The 21,958-nt window shown below is 72.8% G+C and carries 17 protein-coding genes; 11 read left to right on the top strand and 6 right to left on the bottom strand.

Annotation, left to right across the window (positions count from 1 at the left end; genetic code table 11):
- Positions 1 to 4: 4 nt before the first annotated feature.
- Positions 5 to 1,096, bottom strand: a complete 1,092-nt coding sequence (locus ACFP3R_RS05665; protein ID WP_380633518.1) for a tryptophan dimethylallyltransferase family protein — start codon at positions 1,094 to 1,096, stop codon at positions 5 to 7.
- A 422-nt stretch (positions 1,097 to 1,518) separates the two neighbouring features.
- A complete protein-coding gene (locus tag ACFP3R_RS05670; RefSeq protein WP_380633519.1) occupies positions 1,519 to 2,382 on the bottom strand; it encodes a 3-hydroxybutyryl-CoA dehydrogenase in 864 nt (287 codons plus the stop codon).
- Between the two features lie 58 nt (positions 2,383 to 2,440).
- Between ACFP3R_RS05670 and ACFP3R_RS05675 the strand changes: the two genes are divergently transcribed.
- Entirely contained in the window at positions 2,441 to 5,599 is a 3,159-nt protein-coding gene (locus ACFP3R_RS05675) for an NACHT domain-containing protein (protein ID WP_380633521.1), read from the top strand.
- A 61-nt stretch (positions 5,600 to 5,660) separates the two neighbouring features.
- Here the strand turns inward: ACFP3R_RS05675 and ACFP3R_RS05680 are convergent, their stop codons facing one another.
- Both ACFP3R_RS05680 and eat read right to left on the bottom strand, forming a co-directional pair.
- Positions 5,661 to 6,122, bottom strand: a complete 462-nt coding sequence (locus ACFP3R_RS05680; protein ID WP_380633523.1) for a CAP domain-containing protein — start codon at positions 6,120 to 6,122, stop codon at positions 5,661 to 5,663.
- A gap of 131 nt (positions 6,123 to 6,253) precedes the next feature.
- Positions 6,254 to 7,675 (bottom strand): ethanolamine permease, encoded by a 1,422-nt coding sequence (eat, locus tag ACFP3R_RS05685; RefSeq protein ID WP_380633524.1) that lies wholly within the window; start codon positions 7,673 to 7,675, stop codon positions 6,254 to 6,256.
- A gap of 207 nt (positions 7,676 to 7,882) precedes the next feature.
- On the opposite strand from eat, the gene ACFP3R_RS05690 reads away from it, so the two are divergent.
- Genes ACFP3R_RS05690 through ACFP3R_RS05710 form a run of 5 tightly spaced genes read left to right on the top strand, consistent with a single transcriptional unit; the run spans position 7,883 to position 12,857 of the window.
- Positions 7,883 to 9,223: a glutamine synthetase family protein gene (locus ACFP3R_RS05690; RefSeq protein ID WP_380633822.1), complete on the top strand. Its 1,341-nt coding sequence runs from the start codon at positions 7,883 to 7,885 to the stop codon at positions 9,221 to 9,223.
- Positions 9,204 to 10,025, top strand: a complete 822-nt coding sequence (locus ACFP3R_RS05695) for a gamma-glutamyl-gamma-aminobutyrate hydrolase family protein (RefSeq protein WP_380633526.1) — start codon at positions 9,204 to 9,206, stop codon at positions 10,023 to 10,025. Before ACFP3R_RS05690 ends, ACFP3R_RS05695 begins: the two co-directional genes overlap by 20 nt.
- Positions 10,022 to 11,380, top strand: a complete 1,359-nt coding sequence (locus tag ACFP3R_RS05700; protein ID WP_380633528.1) for an aldehyde dehydrogenase family protein — start codon at positions 10,022 to 10,024, stop codon at positions 11,378 to 11,380. Before ACFP3R_RS05695 ends, ACFP3R_RS05700 begins: the two co-directional genes overlap by 4 nt.
- 11 nt (positions 11,381 to 11,391) lie before the next feature.
- Entirely contained in the window at positions 11,392 to 12,159 is a 768-nt protein-coding gene (locus ACFP3R_RS05705; protein ID WP_380633530.1) for a 3-oxoacyl-ACP reductase, read from the top strand.
- Complete coding sequence (locus ACFP3R_RS05710; protein WP_380633532.1) at positions 12,156 to 12,857, top strand: FadR/GntR family transcriptional regulator; 702 nt, start codon at positions 12,156 to 12,158, stop codon at positions 12,855 to 12,857. The genes ACFP3R_RS05705 and ACFP3R_RS05710 overlap by 4 nt, the downstream gene beginning before the upstream one ends.
- On the opposite strand, the gene ACFP3R_RS05715 is transcribed toward ACFP3R_RS05710, so the two are convergent.
- The gene (locus ACFP3R_RS05715) at positions 12,854 to 13,186 is read right to left on the bottom strand and encodes a hypothetical protein (RefSeq protein WP_380633533.1); all 333 of its coding nucleotides are present in this window, start codon (positions 13,184 to 13,186) and stop codon (positions 12,854 to 12,856) included. The two genes, ACFP3R_RS05710 and ACFP3R_RS05715, sit on opposite strands and share 4 nt — an antisense overlap.
- A 154-nt stretch (positions 13,187 to 13,340) precedes the next feature.
- Between ACFP3R_RS05715 and ACFP3R_RS05720 the strand changes: the two genes are divergently transcribed.
- Positions 13,341 to 13,553: an RNA polymerase subunit sigma-70 gene (locus ACFP3R_RS05720; RefSeq protein WP_380633534.1), complete on the top strand. Its 213-nt coding sequence runs from the start codon at positions 13,341 to 13,343 to the stop codon at positions 13,551 to 13,553.
- Positions 13,554 to 13,557: 4 nt separating this feature from the next.
- Positions 13,558 to 14,217, top strand: coding sequence for a peptidase (locus ACFP3R_RS05725; protein ID WP_380633536.1), 660 nt, complete (start codon positions 13,558 to 13,560; stop codon positions 14,215 to 14,217).
- Here the strand turns inward: ACFP3R_RS05725 and ACFP3R_RS05730 are convergent.
- Positions 14,188 to 18,063: a CHAT domain-containing protein gene (locus ACFP3R_RS05730; RefSeq protein ID WP_380633537.1), complete on the bottom strand. Its 3,876-nt coding sequence runs from the start codon at positions 18,061 to 18,063 to the stop codon at positions 14,188 to 14,190. The two genes, ACFP3R_RS05725 and ACFP3R_RS05730, sit on opposite strands and share 30 nt — an antisense overlap.
- A gap of 157 nt (positions 18,064 to 18,220) precedes the next feature.
- Here ACFP3R_RS05730 and thrS point away from each other — a divergent pair, with 157 nt between their 5' ends.
- From thrS to ACFP3R_RS05745, 3 genes are all read left to right on the top strand, one after another.
- Positions 18,221 to 20,236: a threonine--tRNA ligase gene (gene thrS, locus ACFP3R_RS05735; protein ID WP_380633539.1), complete on the top strand. Its 2,016-nt coding sequence runs from the start codon at positions 18,221 to 18,223 to the stop codon at positions 20,234 to 20,236.
- Positions 20,233 to 20,778 (top strand): HIT family protein, encoded by a 546-nt coding sequence (locus ACFP3R_RS05740; protein WP_380633540.1) that lies wholly within the window; start codon positions 20,233 to 20,235, stop codon positions 20,776 to 20,778. The genes thrS and ACFP3R_RS05740 overlap by 4 nt, the downstream gene beginning before the upstream one ends.
- A 321-nt stretch (positions 20,779 to 21,099) precedes the next feature.
- A complete protein-coding gene (locus ACFP3R_RS05745; RefSeq protein ID WP_380633541.1) occupies positions 21,100 to 21,939 on the top strand; it encodes a helix-turn-helix domain-containing protein in 840 nt (279 codons plus the stop codon).
- Positions 21,940 to 21,958: the final 19 nt, after the last annotated feature.

The following is a 21,958-nucleotide window of genomic DNA, read 5'->3' on the forward strand; positions in this document are numbered from 1 at the left end:
GCTCCTAGACGGCCAGGCTGACCGGGCGCGGCGCGGACACGTGGTACGCCTCGGACGACAGGTATGCGGTGATGCCGGGACGCGGCCGGCCCATGCGCAGCGACACGTGCGCGATGAGGCCGACGCCCTCGTCGAGCGGGCGCCGGGCCACGGCCCGCAGCGCGCGTTCGAACGGGGTGGGATCCAGGTCGTACTTCGTCATGACCGCGAGCACCCGGCGCCTGGCTTCCTCGTCGTCGGCCACGTAGTCCCGGATCGGCACGTACAGCGAATAGCCGCTGGGCGCGTGCGCGTCACCGTCCATGAACGTGTAGCTGGAAATCAGCGGGCGTTTGTCGAACGTCGCCGTGCCGCCGGTGAGCAGGCAGAAATCAGGGACCCGGTCCACGTCCACGCCCCGGGCGGCCCGCGCGGCGCGGGTGACGTCGCGCACTTCCGCGTCGTCGTGGGAGATGTACACCTTGGTCCGCGCGCGGCGTTGTTCGGTCAGGTCGAGCGCGAAGAACGAATACCGGTCCAACCCGGGACGGGTCACCGCGTGGTCGCGCAGCACCGGGAAACCGGCGGCGAAACCGCTCCGGCCCAGCCCCTCGCGCACCAACTCCTCCGCGGCGTCCTCGCCGCGGACTTCCGGGTTGAGGTACACCTTCACCATCGGTCGTTCACCGGCGCGGAACACCAGCGAATACCAGAACGCGAAGTCCCGCTCCGCCTCGGCGGGCAGGAACAGGTCGCGGACCGCGTCGAACTGGGCGGTGTCAACGTTGTAACGGCGCCGCATCCGGTCGAGCGCGGCGAGTGCCGCGGCGGTGTTGGCCTGGCGGGACGGCCTGGTGGCGGAGGTTTCGACGATCATGCGGACGACCGGGGACTCGTCCGGGCCGAACGCCGTGGAGAACTCGACCGGGGTGTGGTCGTCGGCGACGTCGGAAGGCCATGCGGGGCTGGTGGAAACCGGCCGCAGGCCGCCCGGACCCAGGGCGTCCGCGAGCAGTCCAACGCATTCCGGGACGTTTTCAGTGATGCCCACAGAATGTAGAAGGGCGCTCAACTGTCGTCCCGTGAAAACGCGTACGGGAATAGTTTTGGGTTCCAAGGCGGGGGTCTCCTTGTGGGGTGCGAACCGAAAGTTACGCTACGCGAAGCAATCTTGTCCACCAGGCGGCGGTAGCGTGACGTAGGGCACTCTAGGGCCAGCTCACAGGTCCTGTCGATCAGTGCGCGCCTGGCTCGGAACGGTAATCAAGACTACTCCGAACGGCCTATTGACTAGACCTCTGTCAGTCTTTTGCACCAATGCGCCGACGATCTTCGATGACGGATCGTGGCATTTTGCCCCGGGCTCGGACCGGTGTACGGTCGAATGTTCGGCAGGCAATGGCCTTCGGTCATTCAAGACAGTTCTGTTAATTGTTCCACAGTCACCGGGACGTGACTTCCGAGGTGCACCTGTGGTACGCGGCCCGACACCGGAGGGGCCGCCGACCACCCGGCCGACGGCCCCTCCGGCACCCCGGGTCAGGAGGAGTAGTCGTAGAACCCGCGCCCGCTCTTCTTGCCGAACAGGCCCGCGTCGACCATGCGCAGCAGCAGCGGCGGCGGGGAGTAGAGGGGCTCCTTGAACTCCTCGTACATCGACTCGGCGATCGCCTTGGTGGTGTCCAGGCCGATCAGGTCGGTCAGGCGCAGCGGTCCCATCGGGTGCGCGCAGCCGAGCACCATGCCGTTGTCGATGTCCTCGGCGCTGGCGAAGCCGGACTCCATCATCCGGATCGCGGACAGCAGGTAGGGGATGAGCAGGGCGTTGACCACGAACCCGGCCCGGTCCTGCGAGCGGATGACCTCCTTGCCCAGCACGCCGGTCACGAACGCCTCGGCGCGCGACCTGGTCTGCTCGCCGGTCAGCAGCGAGGGCACCAGCTCGACCAGCTTCAGCACCGGCACCGGGTTGAAGAAGTGCACGCCGATGACCTGCTCCGGGCGGCCGGTGGCCATGCCGAGCTTCATGATCGGGATGGACGAGGTGTTCGACGCGAAGATCGCGTCCGGGTCCTCGACGACCTTGTCCAGCGCCGCGAACACCTCGATCTTGACCTGCTCGTTCTCCGCGACGGCCTCCACGACCAGGTTCCGGTCGGCGAGGTCGCCCGGGTCGGTGGTGAACCGGAGGCGCTCCAGTGCGGCGTCCCGGTCCTCGGCGGACAGCTTCCCGCTGCGCACCCCGCGGCCGAGCGACGAGGCGATCCGCCCGCGCGCGGCCTCGGCGGCGTCCGGGTTGACCTCGGCCACCAGCACGTCCAGGCCCGCGCGTGCGCAGACCTCGGCGATGCCGGAGCCCATCAGACCCGAGCCCACCACTCCAACTCGTTGAATGTCACTCACGCCCCGATCCTGCCAGGGCGTTCGGCGGACGGCACGCCTCGTCCGGCACGATGGGGGCATGGGGGTCGAAGCCGTGCTCATCCCGCTGGGCGCATCGGTGGTGCGCAGCGCGCTCAAGCTCTGGCTGGGCGACAAGTCGGTCACCGCCGCGGCCGGCGGCACCGGCGTCGACCTGCTGGAACGACGCCTCACCAACGCGCTCGACCAGCGCAAGCTGCGGCGGGTGGCGGAGCAGTTCACCGACGCGGTGGTGGAGCGGGTGCAGCCCATCGTGGACACCGAGTACCGCCGATTACCCGAGCACGAGCGCCTGGCCGCGATCGAGGCCGTGCGCGAGACGTTCGAGGAGGCCGCGCTCGACCACGACGACCTGTTCGCCGCGGACCTCGACGCCCGCCGGCTGGACCGCCACCTGCGCGGCCGCGTGCCGACCGCGCCCGACGGGCTGTCCACCGACGGCGCGCAGCTGTACGGGCTGCTGCTGCGCGAGTGCGCGGGCTACGTGATCGAGGTGTCCCGGGCCCTGCCGGCGTTCGGCCCGAGCGCGTTGACCGAGATCCTGCGCCGGGAGACCGAGATCGTCACCGAGGTCCGCAAGGTGCTGGACCGCCTGCCCCAGCGGCGCGCCTCCGCCGACTTCTCCTACGACTACCGGCAACTGGTCGCCGGCACGCTCGACCAGGTCGAGATGTTCGGCGCGACGCTGTCCGAGGCGAGCCGCCGCTACCCGCTGTCGGTCGCCTACATCAGCCTCACCGCCGAGGGCGGGCCGGGGGACTACGCCGCGGCCGGTCGGCGGGTGGAGGACCTGCTGGCCACCGGGGAGCGGATCTTCATCCGCGGCGAGGCGGGGCTGGGCAAGACCACCCTGCTCCAGTGGATCGCCGTCCGCGGCGCGCAGCGGGACTTCGTCGACCCGCTGACCGCGTGGAACGACGCGGTCCCCTTCCTGGTCCCGCTCCGCCGCTACGCCGACCGGGACCTGCCCGCCCCGGAGCGGTTCCCGGACGAGGTCGGCAGGCACATCGCGGACGAGATGCCGCCCGGCTGGGTGCAGGCGCAGCTGCGGTCGGGGCGGGGGCTGGTCCTCGTGGACGGCGTCGACGAGCTGGCGCCCGACCGCCGACAGGAGGCGCGGGAGTGGCTGCGGTCCCTGATCCTGACCTTCCCGGGCGCCCGTTACGTGGTCACCTCGAGACCGAGCGCCGTCGACCCCGACTGGCTGGCCGCCGACGGCTTCACGGTGGCGTCGTTGCGCCCCATGACACCGGCCGACGTGCGCGTGTTCGTCGAGCGCTGGCACGACGCGGCGCGCGCCGGGCTGGCCGACGAGCGGGCCCACCAGGAGGTGGCGGAGCACCGGCAGCGCCTGCTGGCGCAGCTCGACGCGCGCCACCACCTGCGCAAGCTGGCGGGCTACCCGCTCCTGTGCGCGTTGCTGTGCGCACTGCACCGCGACCGGCGCGGCGACCTGCCCGACAGCCGCATGGAGCTGTACGACACCGCCCTCCAGATGCTCCTGGAGCGGCGGGACGCGGAGCGGCGCATCGAGGCGATGCCCGGCCTGTCCCGCACGCGGAAGGCGCTGCTGCTGGGAGACCTCGCGTACTGGTTCATCCGCAACGACCTCACCGACGCGCCGGTGCCCGGGGCCGTCGGCCAGGTGGGGCGCAGGCTGACCTCGATGCCGGAGGTGCGGGCGTCCGCCGAGGAGGTGTACCGGCACCTGCTGGAGCGCACCGGACTGCTGCGCGAACCGGTGGAGGGCCGCGTCGACTTCGTGCACCGCACGTTCCAGGAGTACCTGGCGGCCAAAGCGGCCGTCGACGTGGACGACCTGGGCGCCCTGGTCGCCCACGCCCACCACGACCAGTGGCACGAGGTGGTGGTGATGGCCGCCGGGCACGCCCCGGGCACGCGCCGCGAGGAGCTGTTCGACCGGTTGCTGACCCGGGGCGACGAGGCGCGCAGGCACCGCGACGCGCTGCACCTGCTGGCGGTCGCGTGCCTGGAGACCGCGCCGGAACTGGCCCCCGCGACGCGGGCGCGGGTGGAGGCCGCGGCGGCCCGGCTGCTCCCGCCGCGCGGGTTGGCGGCGGCCAAGGCGTTCGCCTCCGCGGGACCGTTCGTGCTCGACCTGCTGGCCGCGGCGCGGCCGCGCTCGGAGGCCGAGGTGGCCGCGACCGTCCGGGCCGCCGCCGCCACCGGCCTGGACGACGCGCTGCCGCTGCTCGCGGAGTACCGCCGCGACGAGCGGGAGAAGGTGCAGCAGGAGCTGGTGGCCGCGTGGGGCGACTTCGACCCGGACGCCTACGCCGCCGCCGTGCTCGCGGAGCTGCCGGTGCGGTCGGTCAGCGTGCCGGAGCCCCGGATGGCACGGGCCCTGCGCCACCTGACCCTGGTCCGGCGGGTCTCCTGCCCGGCGCCCCCGGGACCGCTGGACTTCGTGCCGCCCCAGGTCGAGGTGCTCACCCTGGCGATGGGCGACGACGTCGACCTGGGCACCCTGCGGACACCCGGGCTGACGCACCTGAGGCTGGTGCACCCGCGCCACCTGGACGTCTCGCCCCTCGGCGGGTTCGCCTCGCTGCGCTCGCTGCGCGTCACCGCCGAGCGGATCACGGGCCTGTCCGGGCTGCGCCGGGCGCCGACCCTGAACCACCTGCACCTGATCGGCGGCTGCGACCTGGCCGAGCTGGGCGCCCTGGCGCGGGGCTGGCGGTTGCGGGTGGTCAAGTTGACCAGGGTCCCCGGCCTGGACCTGTTGCGTCAGCTGGCGTTCCTGGCCGGCCCGGTGGAGCTCCGGTTGACGCGCCTGGACCTGGTGAACCTCGACGTGATCGGGTGGTGGGCCGGGACGCTGGAGCGCCTGGCCCTGCGCGGCTGTGGCACGCTCGACCTCGCGCCGGTCGCCGCCCTGGAGAAGCTGGTCGACCTGGACCTGGCCGGCACCACGGTGCTCGACCTGCGACCGCTGGCCGACCTGCGCCGGCTGACGAGCCTGACGCTCGACTCGACGCGCGACGTCCGCTCGCTCGCGCCGATCGCCCACCTGGCCCTCCGGGAGATCCGCTTCACCGAGGGCAGCCCGGTCAACCTGGCCGCGTTCGCGGGCCGGCGCGGGCTGAGGATCAGGGTGGAGGGGCGGCTGACCAAGGTCGTCGGCGCCGAGTTGCTGGGCGAGGGCAGCGCTGTGGTGCCGTGGGACGGGAAGTGAGGCGGCGCCTGAGCCGGCGCCGCCGCCCACGCCATTGCCGTGTGAGTCACCGCCACCCGCGTCACTGCCGCACGCCGAACTCCTGGGTCCAGTAGGCCCGCCCGCCCGCGTCCACGCCGTACGCCACACCGAGGTCCCGCAGTTCGCAGTTGAGGATGTTGGCCCGGTGCCCCGCGCTGTTCATCCAGTCCCGCACGACCTCCCCCGCCGTCCCCTGCCCGGCGGCGATGTTCTCGGCCGTCACCCGGTACGGGTACCCGGCCTCGGACACCCGCTGGGCGGCGGTGCTGCCGTCCACCCCCGTGTGGCTGAAGTTGCCGGTCCTGATCATCTCGTCGTTGTGCCGTCGGGCCGCCGCGGCGAGCTGGTCGTTGACCGCGAGTGCCGGACACCCGGCCGCGGAGCGCTCCTGGTTGGTCAGCGACAGCACCGATTCCTGCTGGGTCGGCGCGGCGCCCGCCGTGCCGGTGGTGACGATCAGTGCCGCGATGGCCAGGCCAACCGCAACCTTCTTGGGTGTCATGGTTCAACCTCCTCCTCGGTGGCACCCGATGGATGAGGTATTCCCGTTGCGGAGCGGAACTTGATTCCACGTTAGGGGGAACCTGGTTCGGGTGGCGTGGATGAGCCGGGAAACCACCCGAACCGGCGGTGTCAGTCCTTCAACTCCTGTTCGGCGCGCGCGATCGCGGCGAACTCCTCCTCCGGCGCGGACGCCACGAGGTGGTGCCGGCTGTAGAACCAGAAGTAGGCCAGCGCCACCACCACGATGCCCGCGGTGATCCCCGCGGCCAGCTCGTCGACGAAGAACGTCGCCACCACCGCCGCCACCGCGAGCACCAGCGCGACCCCCGTCGTCACCACGCCGCCCGGCGTCCGGTACGGCCGCTCCAGCTCGGGCTCGCGGACGCGCAGCACGATGTGCGACACCATCATCAGCACGTAGGACAGCGCCGCGCCGAACACCGCGATGTTGATCAGCTGCGCCCCGTCGCGGGTGATCGCCGCCAGCGCGAAGCCGATCACGCCCGGCACGGCCAGCGCCAGGTACGGCGTCTTGCGCCGGCCGGTCCGCGACAGCCACCGCGGCAGGTACCCGGCCCGCGACAGCGCGAACAGCTGCCGCGAGTAGGCGAAGATCAGCGAGAAGAAGCTCGCCACCAGCCCGGCCAGGCCGACGTAGTTCACCACCTGCGCCAGCACGCTGCCCTCGCCGTAGGCCGCGCGCGCCGCCGCCGGCAGCGGGTTGTCCGACGCCTTCAGCGCCTCCGAGCCCGCGCCGCCCGGCGCCAGCACCAGGATGGCGCCCGCGAACACCAGCAGCACCAGCATCGCGCCGATGATCCCGCGCGGCATGTCCCGCTTCGGGTCGCGCGCCTCCTCGGCCGCCACCGGCACGCCCTCCACGCCGAGGAAGAACCAGATGGCGTACACCAGCGCCCCCAGCGCGCCCGCCACGCCGAACGGCAGGAACCCGCCGTCGCCGCCCACCACGTCGAACAGCTTGTCCGGGTCGAACGCGGGCACCATGCCGATCACGAACACGACCAGCGCCACCACGGCCACCCCGGTGATCACGAACATCAGCCGCAGCGCCTCGCCCACGCCGTACAGGTGCACGCCGATGAAGACCGCGAAGCACACCAGGTACACGGGCCAGGAGTTGGTCAGCCCGAACAGCCCCAGCGTCTCCACGTACCCGCCGATGAACACCGCGATGGCCGCGGGCGCCATGGCGTACTCGATGAGGATCGCGACACCGGTGGCGAACCCGCCGAGCGGGCCGAGCGCGCGCCGGGCGAAGCCGTACCCGCCGCCCGCCACGGGCAGCGCGGAGGCCAGCTCCGCCAGGCCGAACACCATGCACGTGTACATGGCGCCCATCAGGACCGTCGCGACGAGCAGGCCGCCCCAACCGCCCTGCTCCAACCCGAAGTTCCACCCGGCGAAGTCGCCGGAGATCACGTAGGAGACCCCGAGCCCGGCCAGCAGCACCCACCCCGCCGCGCCGCGCTTGAGCTGCCGCTGCTCCAGGTAGTCGCTGCCCACCGTCTCGTACTCGACGTGCTTGGCCATGTGCGCTCCCTCTAATGGGTCAGTCGCGCTCCATTGCTGCGGGTGTTGAGCGTGGCCGAGCCACCCGACCGTGTCAACGGCGGTCCGGGTGCGGATTCCGGGCCCCGGCGGGAGGACGAGCGGTCCGGGCGGTGGCGTGCCCTCACCCGGTGGTGTCAAGATGAGGCGGTCCAATGGCTCGCCGTCATACCTTTGGGAGTGGTGCGGATGCTCGCCGTGGAGGAGTTGCGCGTGCTGGTGGACTCGGGTGAGGTGGACACGGTGCTCGTCGCCGTGGTCGACATGCAGGGCCGCCTCCAGGGCAAGCGCTGCGCCGCCCGCTACTTCCTCGACGAGGTGCTGGAGCACTCCGCCGAGGGGTGCGACTACCTGCTCGCCGTGGACGTGGAGATGAACACCGTCGCCGGCTACGCCAACTCGTCCTGGGACCAGGGCTACGGCGACCTGGTGATGCGGCCCGACCTGGCCACGCTGCGCCGCGTCCCGTGGCAGGAGGGCACCGCCCTGGTCCTGTGCGACGTCGTGGACCACCACGGCGAGCCCATGTCCGTCTCGCCGCGGCAGGTGCTCAAGCGCCAGCTCGACCGCCTCGCCGAGCGCGGCCTGCGCGCGTTCGCGGGCACGGAGCTGGAGTTCATCGTCTTCAACGACACCTACGAGCAGGCGTGGGACCGCGGCTACCACGGCCTCACCCCGGCCAACCAGTACAACGTGGACTACTCGCTGCTCGGCACCGGGCGCGTCGAGCCGCTGCTGCGCGACATCCGCAACCACATGACGGGCGCGGGCATGGTGGTCGAGTCCGCCAAGGGCGAGTGCAACCCCGGCCAGCACGAGATCGCGTTCCGCTACACCGAGGCGCTCGCCACGTGCGACAACCACGGCATCTACAAGACCGGCGCCAAGGAGGTCGCGGCGCTGCACGGCAAGTCGCTGACGTTCATGGCCAAGTACAACGAGCGCGAGGGCAGCTCCTGCCACATCCACCTCAGCCTGCGCTCCGCCGACGACGAGCTGGTGTTCGCCGACGGCGACGGCATGTCGAAGACCATGGAGCACTTCCTGGCGGGCCAGCTGGCCGCCCTGCGCGAGCTGACCTGCTTCCTCGCCCCGAACATCAACTCCTACAAGCGGTTCGCGCGCGGCAGCTTCGCGCCCACGGCGGTGGCGTGGGGCCGGGACAACCGGACGTGCGCGCTGCGCGTGGTCGGCAAGGGCCCGTCGCTGCGGTTCGAGAACCGGGTGCCCGGCGCGGACGTCAACCCGTACCTGGCGGTCGCCGCGCTCATCGCGGCGGGCCTGCACGGCCTGGACAACGAGCTGCCGCTGGAGGAGGAGTTCATCGGCAACGCCTACGCCTCCGACCGGCCCACGGTGCCCACCACGCTGCGCGACGCCGCGTCCCTGCTCTCCCGCAGCGAGATCGCCCGCGAGGCGTTCGGGACGGACGTGGTGGAGCACTACCTCAACGCGGCGCGGGTGGAGCTGACCGCGTTCGACTCGGCCGTGACCGACTGGGAGCGCGTCCGTGGCTTCGAACGGCTCTAGGCCGCTGATCGGCGTCAGCACCTACCTGGAGCGCACCACGTTCGGCGTGTGGGACGTGGACGCGGCCGTGCTGCACCGCGACTACCTCGACGCGGTGGTGCGGGCCGGCGGCAACCCGGTGCTGCTGCCGCCGGTCGGCACCTGGGACGCCGACGGCATCGGGTTCCTCGACGGCCTGGTGCTCTCCGGCGGCGCGGACGTGGACCCCGCGCGCTACGGCCGCCCGCGCGACCCGCGCACCGGCCCGGCGCGACCCGAGCGGGACGCCGCAGAGCTGGACCTGGCCCACGCCGCGCTCAAGCTGGACCTGCCGGTGCTCGCGGTGTGCCGGGGGATGCAGGTGCTCAACGTGGCGCTGGGCGGCACGCTGCTCCAGCACGTGGACGGCCACAACCCGGCGCCGGGGGTGTTCGGCCACACCGGGATCGCGGTGGCGCCGGGTTCGGTGCTCGCCTCGGTCGTCGGGCCGGCGACCACCGTGCACTGCCACCACCACCAGGCCCTGGACACCGTCGGCGACGGCCTGCGGGTGGTGGCGAGGGCCCCGGACGGCACCGCGGAGGCGGTCGAGCTGCGGGGGTCGCGGTTCGTGCTCGGCGTGCAGTCGCACCCCGAGGCCGACAGCGAGGACGACCGCCTGTTCGCCGCCCTGGTCGGGGCCGCCCGCGACCGCGCGGCGCGGGAGCTGGCCGCCCTGGAGAAGGCGGCGCGGGAGAAGGCGGCCCAGGAGCGGGCCGCCCTGGAGAAGGCCGTCCGGGACGAGGTCCGGGACCGGCCGGTTCGGCAGCGAGGAGCGCGATGACCGCCCACGACGTGATCAACCCGGCCACCGGCGAGGTGGTCCGGTCGGTGCCCTCGACCTCGGCCGAGGAGACCGACGCGGCGATCGACCGCGCGGCCCGCGCGCTGCCCGCGTGGCGCGCGGTGGCGCCGGGGGACCGGGCGCGGCTGCTGCGGCGCTTCGCCGACGCGGTCGACGGCGCGGTGGGGGAGCTCGCCGCGCTGGAGGTGCTCAACGCCGGGCACACCATCGGCAACGCCCGCTGGGAGGCGGGCAACGTCCGCGACGTCCTGCACTACTACGCGGCCGCGCCCGAGCGGCTGTTCGGCCGGCAGATCCCGGTGGCGGGCGGGTGGGACGTCACCTTCCAGGAGCCGGTCGGCGTGGTCGGCGTGATCGTGCCGTGGAACTTCCCCATGCCCATTGCCGCGTGGGGCTTCGCGCCCGCGCTCGCGGCGGGCTGCACCGTGGTGCTCAAGCCCGCCGAGCTGACGCCGCTGACCGCGCTGCGGCTGGCCGGGCTGGCGCTGGAGGCGGGCATCCCCGAGGACGTGTTCCAGGTGCTGCCGGGCGCCGGGGCGGTGGTGGGGCAGCGGTTCGTCACGCACCCGGCCGTGCGCAAGGTCGTGTTCACCGGGTCCACGCGGGTCGGCAGGCAGGTCATGGCCGGGTGCGCGGAGCAGGTCAAGCGGGTCACCCTGGAGCTGGGCGGCAAGTCGGCCAACGTCGTGTTCGCCGACGCGGACCTGGAGCGGGCCGCGGCGACCGCGCCCTACGGGGTGTTCGACAACGCCGGGCAGGACTGCTGCGCCCGCTCGCGCATCCTGGTGCAGTCCTCGGTCTACGACCGGTTCATGGAGCTGCTGGAACCCGCGGTCAAGGGCGTCGTGGTGGGTCCGCCCGGCGACGAGGCGACCGAGATGGGGCCGCTGATCTCCGCCGCCCACCGCGAGCGGGTGGCCTCCTACGTGCCGCCGGACGCGCCCGTGGCGTTCCGGGGCTCGGCGCCGGGCGGTCCCGGCTTCTGGTTCCCGCCCACGGTGCTCGCGCCGGTCGCGCCGACCGACCCGGTGGCCGTGGAGGAGGTCTTCGGGCCGGTGGTGGCCGTGCTGCCGTTCACCGACGAGGAGGACGCCGTGCGGCTGGCCAACGACAGCTCGTTCGGGCTGTCCGGCTCGATCTGGACGCGCGACGTGGGGCGCGCGCTGCGGGTGTCGCGGGCCCTGGAGGCCGGGAACCTGTCGGTGAACTCCCACTCGTCGGTGCGGTACTGGACCCCGTTCGGCGGGTTCAAGCAGTCCGGCCTGGGCCGTGAGCTGGGCCCGGACGCGCTCGACGCGTTCACCGAGACCAAGAACGTCTTCCTCGCGCACTGATCGGAGTGGCAATGGTTCAGCGACTTGAGGGCCGCGTGGCCGTGGTGACCGGCGGCGGCAGCGGCATCGGCCTGGCCTCGGCGCGGCGGCTCGCGGCGGAGGGCGCGCGGGTCGTCGTGGCCGATGTGGACGGTGACGCGGGCAAGGCCGCGGCGGAGGCCGTGGACGGGCTGTTCGTGCAGGTCGACGTGACCGACGAGGAGCAGGTCCAGGCCCTGTTCCAGACGGCCGTGGACGCCTACGGCTCGCTGGACGTGGCGTTCAACAACGCGGGCATCTCGCCGCCGGAGGACGACTCGATCCTGACCACCGGCATCGAGGCGTGGGACCGGGTGCAGCGGGTGAACCTCACCTCGGTGTACCTGTGCTGCAAGTACGCCATCCCGCACATGCTCGACCGGGGCAGGGGGTCCGTGATCAACACGGCGTCGTTCGTGGCCACCATGGGCGCGGCCACGTCGCAGATCTCCTACACCGCGTCCAAGGGCGGGGTGCTGGCGATGAGCCGGGAGCTGGGCGTGCAGTTCGCGCGGCAGGGGGTGCGGGTCAACGCGCTGTCCCCCGGACCGGTGAACACCCCGCTGCTGCGGGAGCTGTTCGCCAAGGACCCGGAGCGCGCCGCGCGGCGGCTGGTGCACGTGCCGCTGGGCCGGTTCGCCGAGCCGGAGGAGATCGCGGGCGCGGTCGCGTTCCTGGCCAGTGACGACTCCTCGTTCATCACCGCCGCCAACTTCCTGGTGGACGGTGGCATCGCCGGGGCCTACGTGACACCGCTGTGACGCCGCTGCGGGACGCGGTGTTCCGCCCCGTGCGGGCGGGCAACGCGTTCGAGGAGACCGTGGAGCGGCTCGTGCGGGCGATCCGGCTGGGCGTGGTCGGACCGGGGGAGCGGCTGCCCGCCGAGCGGGAGCTGGCCGGCCGGCTCGGCGTGAGCCGGGTGACGCTGCGCGAGGCGATCAGGTCCCTCCAGGACGCCGGGTACGTCGAGTCGCGGCGCGGCCGGTACGGCGGCACGTTCGTCACCTCGCCGCCGCCCGTCCCGGCGGCGGGGGGCCGGGTCGCGGCGGCCGACCTGGTGGACGCCCTGACGTGGCGCGCGGCGGTGGAGACGGGGGCGGCGGAGTGCGCGGCCGGCCGGGCGCTGGGCCCGGTCGAGCGGCGCGACCTGCTGGGGCGGCTGGCCGAGTGCGGCGGCGCGGCGCTGGAGGAGTACCGGCGCAAGGACTCGCGGCTGCACCTGGCGATCGCGGAGGCGACGGGCTCGGCGTCGCTGACCGCGGCCGTGGCCGACGCCCGCACGCGGGTCAACGAGCTGCTGGACCGGATTCCGCTGCTGTCGCCGAACCTGGCTCACTCGAACGAGCAGCACGAGGGGATCGTCGGCCACATCCTGGCGGGGAACGGCGAAGCCGCGCGGCGGGCGATGGCCGAGCACCTGGACGGCACGGCCGTGCTGCTGCGCGGCTTCCTCGCCTAGCGGTCGCCCCGGTCCGGGCGGTCCCCCCGGTCTCCCCGTTGCCCGCGCTCCTCGCGCTCCCCTCGCTCTCCCCGGTCGAAATCGCCGCGTCCGGGCCCGCGGTCGTCGAACCGCGAGGTGCCGGGGCGGTCGGCGTTGCCGAAGCGGTGGTGGTCGCGGTCGAGGAGCGCGACGAGCCCGCCGCCGAGGACCAGACCGAGCAGGCCGACGGCGACCAGCTGGGTGGCCCGGTGCCGGACGACGCGGCCGAACCTCCGGCGCGGGGCTGTCGGGGGAGGGGGCTGCTCGGCGGCGGGGCGAGGTTCCGGTGCGGGCGGTTGCTCGGACATGGCGGCCTCTCCTCTGCTGTCTGACCTGCGGCAAGGGTGCGCGCTCAACCTGAGCGGACGCTGTGCGGCCGGTCACGGCCCGCTGTCGATCCGCTGTGGAATCCGCCGTCGGCATGTGTTGACGCTCGTTCGGTCGTCAGCATAAGCTGACGACATGTCGGCGATCACCGAGTTGGACCAGGCCGTGCGGGGGACCGACCCGGACGCGGGACTGCGCGCCGTGGCCCGCCTGCGCCGCCTGGTCGAGCAGCTGGAGGCGCACCACGTCGCCAACGCCCGCCGCGCCGGCTGGTCGTGGCGGGACATCGCGCTGCGGTTGGGCGTGACCAAGCAGACCGTCCACCGCAAGCACGGCAAGGAGGGGTGAGCAGGTGTTCCGAGGCGATCACCCGGAGCTGGGCCGGACGATGGGGCGGGCCCAGGCGCTGGCCCGCGAGCTGGGCCACCCGAGGACGGGCGGCGAACACCTCCTGCTGGCCCTGACCGACCTGGTCGGGCACGCCGACGCGCTGCGCGAGGCCGTCCGCGCGGCGCCCGGCGACGGCGCGGGCGCGGCGGCCGACCGCGAGACCCTGGCCGTGCTGGGGGTGGACCCGGGCGACCTGCTGGGCGTCGTCGACCGACCGCCGGCCCGGGAACCGCTGCTGCCCCTGGGCGCGCGACGGGCCCGCGAGCGCTGTGCCCGCACGGAGCCGCCCCTCGGCCTGGACGCCCAGGCGGCCTACGCGGCGTCGCTGCGGTTGGCGTTGGCGCGCCGCGAGCGTGAGCACCGCCGGGAGCACCTGGCGCTGACCCTGGTCACCCTCGACCCGGGCGTGGCCTGGCTGCTCGCGACCGCGCGCGTGAACCGGGCGGCTGTGCTGGCCGACCTGGTGACGAGGTTCCCGCCGCCGCGCCGCAACCCGCTGCTGCGCGCCGAACGCCGCCTCGGGCACGGGGCGCGCCGCCGCGACCTGGTCCGGCGTTATGAGCGCACGACCGGCCGCGAGGTGGTGTCCGGCTCAGCCGTTCCCGGTCTCATCCTGGGCTGAGACCACGATCCTCCGCCAGGCGTCCGGGTCCACCTCGACCTCGCCGGCCAGCACGTCCAGCAGGTACCGGAGGAGGACCGAGTCGAACCCGGAGACGCCGTCCACCGACGTCACCTCCTCACCGGAGCGCAAGCGCCGCAGAACTCCGGCCAGCTGCCGGTTCCTCTCGCCCAGCCTGGACACGAAGACCTCCACGAGCGCGCCCGCGTCCTCTGCTTCCCCACCGCCGCGAGCCACCGCGAGCAGGGCGGACGCGATCGGTTCGAACCGCCTCGCCCCGTCCGTCAGCGACCGGGCGGCCTCTCCCACTATCCGCAGGACCTCGGCGAGGGCTGCGGGTCCGTCGACGGTGTGCCGCGCCAGTTCCGCGACCATCTCGGCGAAACGCACGCCCTCGACCCGCTCCACGAGATCGCGGACGGTGTCGAAGCTGTCCGTCGACCACCTCCTGACGGCGAGCAGTGCGCCGAGGCTCCGCACGGTGATCGCCAGGTAGCCGTTGCCGGCCTGGTGCGCGATCACCGCGCCCGCGGCGGCGTGCGCCCAGGCCGACGCCTCGTCCCCGCGGGCGAGGACGAGGCAGTCGGAGAGGTTGTGGTGTGCCGTGATGATCGCCGCGGTGTCCCCGGCCAGGTACTGCAACCGCAGGGACTCCCGTCCGAGGCCCGCCGCCACGTCGTGGTGGTCGAGCGCCGCCTCCACCTCGGCGAGCGCGCCCAGCACCTTTCCCGTGCCGCCGATGTCGTTGTTCGCCTCGTAGACCGGCAGGCACCGGCGCAGCAGCCCCTGGGCCTCGGCGGTACGTCCCAGGGCGAGCAGGGGGCTGTAGTCGTTGAACGCGGCGTTCGCCCGTTCCAGTTCGCTCGCGTCCCGATCGGCCTGGGAGGTGAGGGTGATGGCGTTCAGGTCCAGGGCGTACTGCCACCGGCCGAGTTCACCGGCCGCGAGCGCGCCGAGCGATGCCGTGTTCTCCCGCACGCTCCACGTCGGGGAGAGTTCCGGCTCCCCGGAGTTGACAGGCAGTTCGGCCATGGCTTCCAGGTGGCGTCCGACAGCCTGGAGGACCTGCTCGTAGTGGCCCTCTTCGTACAGCAGGTTGAGGCGGTGCCCGTCACTGGCGATCCGCGTCCACGGGCCCAACCCGTCCCGCGCCACGTAGTCGGACATGTCCTCGGCCAGGCGGCGGGCTTCCACCCACCGCCCCCGTCTGTTGAGCAACTGGATGAGGTTGGATGCGATCGACGACGCCTGCGTGAACCGCCCCTCGGCAACCGCGGTGGTGAGGAGTTCCCGGTACAGCGACTCGCACCGAACGGGGTCGATGCGCTCCACGGCACGTGCTCGGTTGTGGCCGAGGAACAGGGCGAGTTCCGTGCCCAGGGTGGCGTCGACCGCGGTGTCCAGCACGGGCAGCAGGGCGGCGGCGGTGGCCGAGGAGCTGTCGCGGTTCAGCGCTTGACCGACCGCGGTGTCCAGTTCGTCCCACGCTTGCAGGCGCAGCAGGTAGGGCGTCGCCGCGAGAGCCGCGCGGCGCACCAACCCTCCGAGCCGGCCGCCGGCCTCCTGCACCACCGCGTGTCGGAGCGTTTTCAGCCAAAAGTCCGCCGCGACGGTGTCCACCACCTCCCCGAAGCTCTCCGGAGCGGACCTGCGCCCGGCCTCGGCCACCCCGGGGTGGATGCCGTGGTGACCGGTCTCGGCCACCACCGTGACCAGGGCGTGTTCGACCAGCGGCCGGACCAGCTCCTCCGCCGGGCCGGCGTCCTCCAGCGCCGGCGGCCGGCAGCGCTCGATCACCGGGGAGATCCGGTCGTCGTCCTCCAGGCAGCACAGGAACTGGAAGAACAGCCGCGACCCCGGCGGCAGGGCGGCAGCCGTGGCCAGCGTCCAGCCCTTCACCACGGCGAGGTAGTCCTCACCGTCCGGCGTTCCGCCCTCACCCCTCAGGAACGGCTCCAGCCGCACCCCGCGCGCCCGCCACTCCCCATCCGCCCCGTCCAACCGCTCCGCCAGCGCCACCGGATCACCGGCGTGCCCCTCGGCCAGCTCCAGCAGCTTCGGGTGCCCCTGCACCACCCCCAGGGCCCGAGCGGCCAACCCCTGGTCCGAGTCGACGAGACGACGCAGGTTCGGCCACTCCCGGGCCAGCAGCACGCTCTCCCGCAGCGACAGCGCGTGCACGCCCTCCACCACCACGGCCCCCGGCACGTCCACGAACCTCCGCCGCGACGTGAGCACCACTCGCGACAACCCGCCGTGGCCGAGCAGCGCGCCGACCAACAACCCCCACGACTCGTCGCGCCACCGCCCGTCCCCGGTCAGCAGCGACTCGCAGTTGTCCACCACGATCAGCACCCGGTCCTGCTCCAGCGCCTCGCTCAACGCGGGCAGCGCCGCCCGCAGCGCGTCCGGGCTGGTCACGCGGTGGGCCAGCCTCAACCCCGGTAGCTGCCGCTCCAGCGCGAAGGCGAAGTCCACCAGCGAGGTGGTGATCGCGTGCCCCTCGGGCGGCGCGGCGTACCAGGCCAGCGACCCGAACGAGTCCTGGTGGGTGTAGGCCAGCTCCAGCGCGCAGGCGGTCTTCCCGACCCCCGCCATCCCGTGGAACAGCACCCCGGCACGTCCGCCGCCCGGCGCCAGCGCGGTCGTGGCCCGGGTCATCGGCCCCACCCGCCCCACGAACCGGTCCGGCTGCGGCGGGAACCCGGCCAGCTTCCGGTGTTCCACCTGGAACACCAGCGGCTCGCCGGCGGGCGGCACGAGGCGCAGGTCGGCGGCTCGGGCGCCGAACAGGGTCGGGGTCGCCGACGCGAGCCCGGTCGCCTTCGCCAGCGACAGGGCCAGGGCCCGCGCGACCGGCTGCCCCTTGCCCAGCACGAGCCGGTAGAAGGAGCCGGCCAGCGCGATCGCGAAGTCGTCCGTCACGGGGTACCGCATGGCCAGCGCGGCGCAGTCCAGCCTGCCGACCACCTCGGTGGCCACGGCGGGCAGCGAGCCGACCGGGGCGGTGTCGGCCCGGACCGCCGGGCCCAGGCCCAGGTGGTGCAGGTGCTCGGCGGCGGTCACGGCGGCGGACTCGCAGGCGAACAGGGTGACCAGCTTGAGCTGGTTCGAGGTCAGGTCCAGCAGGTCGACCAGGTCGGTGCCGGTGATCAGGTCGCGCCCGCCGGCCTCGTCCTCCAGCACCAGCCCGGCGGGCAGGCCGTGGCCGGACAGGTGGACCACGTCCCAGCCTTCCTGCTCCAGCAGCGCGTCCTCCAGCCGCTCGCGGGTCGCGCCGTACTGGAGCACGCGCAGCTCGACGCCCTTGTGGTGGACCTTGGCGATGTCGTGGACCAGGCGGGCGAGGGCGTGGCGCTCCTTGCGCAGGTTCAGCGCGCCCGCGTCCTCCGGCAGGCTGAACACGGCGAGCATCCGCAGCTTGTCGCCCACCTCGGCCTTGGCCACGGGCCGGCGGGGCGACCGGTCCACCACGAAGACCACCCGGTGCTCGGCCAGCGTCCGCCCGTCGACCCGGGCCAGCTCCCACGGCAGGTGGCCCAGCACGCCCGCGCCGACCTCCAGCCGCACCGGCCGCCGCGCCGCGGCCAGCGCGCCCGCGATCGGGCCCAGGACGCGGTCCGCGACCCAGTCCCCGACCTGGGCGACCAGCTCCGCCTCGTGGGCCGCCCGCCGGTCGGGGGCGGCGTGCCACCGCAGGTAGCGGTAGAGGTCGGTGAACGCCTCGAACCGCCACTCCGCCGGGTCCAACCCGACCAGGTGATCGGCGACGAAGGCGCCGCCGTCGGTCAGCCGCCACCGCCAGGAGGTCGCGTCGCGGTGGTCCAGCACTTCGAGCCGCAGCACGGGGACCACCTCGTTTCCTCCGCGGTCACTACCGGTGACGATCGGGGGTCGGGAGCGGCACGTTACCCGGCGTGCCGGAGCGGTGCGGCCGAAAACGAGTCGGTGAGCACCGATAACATCTCGGGGGAAGGACCGCCCGCACACCCGAGGAGTCATCGTGTCCCAGCCACGTCCCGCAGCCGCTCAAGCCCCACCGCGCGTGGTGGTGCCGGCGGGGACCACCGCGGGGACGGCGGTGCGCGAGGCGGGTCTGCCCGGCAAGGGCGCCGACGCCGTCGTGGTCGTGCGCGATCCCGAAGGCCACCTGCGGGACCTGTCGTGGGCGCCGTCGGTCGAGGTGGAGGTGGAGGCGGTCGCCGCCGACACCGAGGACGGCCGCTCGGTCATCCGCCACTCCGCCGCCCACGTGCTGGCGCAGGCCGTGCAGCAGCAGTTCCCCGAGGCGAAGCTGGGGATCGGACCGCCGGTCAAGGACGGCTTCTACTACGACTTCCAGGTCGGCCGGCCGTTCACCCCCGAGGACCTCCAGGCGCTGGAGAAGCGCATGAAGGCGATCGTCAAGGGCGCCCAGCGGTTCAACCGCCGGGTGGTGGAGTCGGTGGACGCGGCGAAGGCCGAGCTGGCGGCGGAGCCGTTCAAGCTGGAGCTGGTCGACCTCAAGAGCGACGTCGACACCTCCGAGGTGATGGAGGTCGGCTCGGGCGAGCTGACCGTCTACGACAACCTCGACCCGCGCTCGGGCGAGCGGGTGTGGGGCGACCTGTGCCGCGGCCCGCACGTGCCGACGACCAAGCACATCCCGGCGTTCAAGCTGACCCGCCCGGCCGCCGCCTACTGGCGCGGTGACGAGAAGAACCCGCAGCTCCAGCGCATCTACGGCACCGCGTGGGAGTCGCAGGAGGCGCTGGACGCCCACCTGGAGCGCCTTGCCGAGGCCGAGCGGCGCGACCACCGCAAGCTCGGCGTCGAGCTGGACCTGTTCAGCTTCCCCGACGAGCTGGGCTCCGGCCTGGCGGTGTTCCACCCCCGGGGCGGCATCATCCGCCGCGAGCTGGAGGACTACGCGCGCCGCCGGCACGAGGACGCCGACTACGAGTTCGTGAACACCCCGCACATCAGCAAGAGCGGGCTGTTCCACACCTCGGGCCACCTGCCGTACTACGCGGACACGATGTTCCCGCCCATCCAGTTCGAGGGCGAGGACTACTACCTCAAGGCCATGAACTGCCCGATGCACAACCTGATCTTCAGGTCGCGCGGGCGGTCCTACCGGGAACTGCCGCTGCGGCTGTTCGAGTTCGGCACGGTCTACCGGTACGAGAAGTCCGGTGTGGTCCACGGCCTCACCCGGGTGCGCGGCCTGACCATGGACGACTCGCACATCTACTGCACCAAGGAGCAGATGCCGGGCGAGCTGCGGTCGCTGCTCAAGTTCGTGCTGGACCTGCTCGCCGACTACGGCCTGAGCGACTTCTACCTGGAGCTGTCCACCCGGGACGACTCGCCGAAGTTCATCGGCGACCCGGAGGAGTGGGAAGAGGCCACCGAGACGCTGCGGCAGGCCGCGGTCGACTCCGGGCTGGAACTGGTGCCGGACCCGGGCGGCGCGGCGTACTACGGGCCGAAGATCTCCGTGCAGGCCAAGGACGCCATCGGCCGGTCGTGGCAGATGTCGACCATCCAGCTGGACTTCAACCAGCCCAAGCGGTTCGAGCTGGAGTACACCGCCCCGGACGGCTCGCGGCAGCGGCCGATCATGATCCACCGGGCGCTGTTCGGCTCGATCGAGCGGTTCTTCGGCGTGCTGACCGAGCACTACGCGGGCGCGTTCCCGGCGTGGCTGGCGCCCGTGCAGGTGGTCGGCATCCCGATCGCCGACGAGCACGTGGAGCACCTGCGCGAGGTCGCCGCGGCGCTGAAGTCGCGGGGCATCCGGGTCGAGGTGGACGCCTCGGACGACCGGATGCAGAAGAAGATCCGCACGCACACCACGCAGAAGGTGCCGTTCATGCTGCTGGCCGGCGGCAAGGACGTGGAGGAGGGCGCGGTGTCGTTCCGCTTCCGCGACGGCACGCAGGTCAACGGCGTGCCGGTGGCGCGGGCCGTGGAGCTGGTCGTCGACTGGGTCTCCCGGCGGGAGAACTCCTCGCCCACCGCGGACCTCCTCAGGTGACGACGGACTACGAGGAGCAGGACGGGGTCGGGGTCCACGACGCGCTCCAGCGGCTGTGGACCCCGCACCGCCTGTCCTACGTGCGCGGCGAGGGCAAGGCGGTCGGGGACGAGCCGGAGGGGTGCCCGTTCTGCCGGGTGACCGGTCTGGCCGACGCCGAGGGGTTGATCCTGGCGCGCGGCGAACTGGTGTTCGCGGTGCTGAACCTGTACCCGTACAACCCGGGTCACCTGATGGTCCTGCCGTACCGGCACGTGCCGGACTACACGGACCTGACGCCCGCCGAGACGGTCGAGTTCGCCGAGTTCACCCAGCGGGCGATGCGGGTGATCCGCCTGGTGGCGAGCCCGCACGGCTTCAACATCGGCATGAACCAGGGCGTGGTGGCGGGCGCGGGCATCGCGGCCCACCTGCACCAGCACGTGGTGCCGCGCTGGGGCGGCGACGCCAACTTCATGCCGGTCATCGGCCACACCAAGGTCCTGCCGCAGCTGCTGCCCGAGACCCGGGCACTGCTGGCGGAAGCCTGGTCCACCGCCTGAACCCCGCGCGAGTCGTACGTCCAGGCCCCCCGTGTCGTACTTCCAGGACCCCCGAGTTACACGTTCAGGACGCACTCGCGGGTGCGCGAACGTGTAACTCGGGGGTCCTGAACGTGCGACTCGCGGGTCGCGAACGTACGACTCGCGCGTTCTGGACGTACGACTCGCGCGGGGTTCGGTGGGTGCACGGGCGGGTGCACGTGCGTTTGCGCGTGATCGTCATCGGCGTAATGCAGATCACCAACGAGTGACATGTCAAGGGGCCGCAAGCACCGTGGTGGCCGATCGTCAAGAGGGTTGGCGATCGATACGGTGCGTTGCATGACCGCACCTGAGCGTTCGCGGCTGGCCCGAGAACGGCTCTCGCGCGAGTTACGAAGGCTGCGCACCGAGGCCAAGATGACGGGTACGGCCACGGCGCGCGCCACCGGGATGAGCCAGTCCAAGTTGTCGAAGATCGAGAACGGTATGCTCCTCCCGTCCGTGACCGACGTGGAGCGCCTGGTCGCCGAGCTGTCCGCGACCAGGGAGACCAGGGTCGAACTGGTCGAGCTGGCCCGCCAGCTGCACGCCGAGGCCGAGACCCGCCGGGTGGTGCTGCACCGCGGGGCCCACCGCCACCAGCAGACCGTGGCCCGCATCGAGGCCCGCGCCACCACCAGCCGGTTCTTCCAGAACGCGGGTGTGCCCTCGCTGCTCCAGAGCGAGAACTACCTCCGGGTCGTGCTGAACTCGACCCCCTCCCACGAGCAGGACACCGCGATCGCCACGCTGCGCAGCCGCCGGGCGCGCATGGACGACCTGGGCAAGCGGTTCGTGTTCCTGCTGGCCGAGAGCGCGCTGCGCTGGCGCATGGGGTCCGCGGACCTGATGTGCGAGCAGATCGACCACCTGGTGCAGCTCCTGCGAAGACCAAACGTGCAGCTGGGCGTGGTGCCCTGGTCGGTGGACGCGAACATGGTCGCCCCGCACGGGTTCCAGGTCTACGACGAGCGCGTGGTGACGCTCACCGTGCTGACCGGCAACGCCACCATCACCGACCCGCACGACGTGCGCGAGTACCTGGCGCTGTTCGGCAGGCTGGAGCGGCTGGCGGTGCGCGGCGACGAGCTGGACGACCTGCTGGACCAGATCTCCAGGGACCACCGCAAGCTCGGCTGAGCTGGGCCGTTAGGCTGCC

It is taken from the genome of Saccharothrix lopnurensis, assembly GCF_042658445.1.
In the GTDB taxonomy this organism is placed as follows: domain Bacteria; phylum Actinomycetota; class Actinomycetes; order Mycobacteriales; family Pseudonocardiaceae; genus Actinosynnema; species Actinosynnema lopnurensis.